The sequence below is a fragment of the Dietzia sp. DQ11-44 genome (genome assembly GCF_014145205.1).
Lineage (GTDB): Bacteria > Actinomycetota > Actinomycetes > Mycobacteriales > Mycobacteriaceae > Dietzia > Dietzia natronolimnaea.
The window spans coordinates 1-1,466 of record NZ_JAALEC010000353.1; the positions used below are offsets into that span (position 1 = coordinate 1).

Below are 1,466 nucleotides of genomic sequence, written 5' to 3' on the forward strand. Positions count from 1 at the left end.
GACGCGGGCGCGCAGGAGGGCGTCGACGGCCCGGTCCGCCAGCTCGAGGGCGTGCCGCGCGTCCGCCCCACCGCTCCGGGACTGCTCGGCGCGGATCGCGGTGACCTTGGACCGGACCAGCGCGCGGTACCCGATGTAGTGGTGCACGAGGGACGACGGCGCGTCGTCCCCCGAGAAGTCCCGATACGCCGCGAGGAAGGCCTCGGCGAGGTCCCGCGCCCCCACCCTGTCGAGATCCATCGCCAGGAACCCGGCGTCGAGCATGGCGTCCCCGAACCTGAGCCGGTCGTCGAACTCGAGACAGTCGATCACCCGGGGCCCGTCGTCCTCCAGATAGATGTCCGCCGCGAGCAGGTCACCGTGGCCGTCGACCACCCGGCCCGCATCGACTCGCGCCCGCAGCAGTCGCTCCCTCCCGCGGAGATACTCCCCCGCGAGCCACTCCACGTCGTCGACGATCACCGGTGCGTCCTCGCCCACACTCAGACGCCGCAGGTGGCCGATCGACTCCCGCCACAACCCGGCCACGGCGTCCGCGGTGCCCACCGCGTCGATCTCCTCCGAGCGGGGACTCGCGGCGTGGAGGTGATCGAGCTGCCGGGCCACCTCCCGCACCCCCGCCAGGAGGTCGGGATCGTCGGAGCGGCCGGTCCCCGAGGCCCGCGACCGCACCAGCGAGTCCAGGCTCCGTCCGGCGGGGAGTCGGCGCATCCGGACCACGTGGTCGATCACCTCGCCGTCGGGACCTCGCACCTCGAGCACACCGTCGTACACGTCCGGCGCCAGGCGGCTGTTGAGCTCGACCTCCCGGCGGCTCTGTTCTGCGCGGGCCCCGACCGACGTGTTGTCCAGGAACCCGAGATCGATGCGCTTGCGCACTTTGTGAGCCTCGTCACCATAGAGCACGATGAGAGCGCTGTGCGTCTCGACGACGGCCGGCCCTCCGTCCGTCACCGGGTCGGCATCCGCGGGGGTGTCCATAACCCCAGCCTAGGCAGGCATGACACGGTTCGCGGCCGACCCGCGGAGTCAGCCGGATACGCCCCCTCGCCTGTGGTGACCGGAGTGTTACCTCAAGGAACACTCAGCATTTCGCCCCCCTGACAGCGCCGGACTTCGCTTGTAGGGTCGCCGACGCACCTCGCTCCGATCGAGGTGTCCGCGATGAGAGACATCGGGGTCAATGAAGATGGGAGCTGTTCAGAACATGACGAACACCCACCGGAAGACCACCAACCGCACCACCGCCAAGATCGCCGCCGTCGGCGCGTTCGGCATCGGTGCCGCCATCGCGTTCCCCGGCCTCGCCGCGGCCCAGGAAGCCCCCGGCGGCAGCCTCGAGGGCCTCGCGGGCGACACGGGCAGCCTCACGGAGATCGCGGGTGAGGACGGCAGCCTGGCCGACCTCGATCTCGGCACGGACCTCGCCGTCGACCTGGGCAGCCTCGCCTTCAACCTGAACCTCG

1 protein-coding gene and 1 pseudogene are annotated in these 1,466 nt (G+C 71.0%); one reads left to right on the forward strand and one right to left on the reverse strand.

Translation table 11 applies throughout. The features are described from left to right. Positions 1 to 981: gluconate kinase (locus G6018_RS09465; protein WP_182639473.1), on the reverse strand; the 981-nt coding region annotated here is incomplete at its 3' end. A 226-nt stretch (positions 982 to 1,207) separates the two neighbouring features. Between G6018_RS09465 and G6018_RS09470 the strand changes: the two are divergent. Beyond that, a pseudogene (locus tag G6018_RS09470) lies at positions 1,208 to 1,466 on the forward strand (hypothetical protein); the annotation flags it as partial.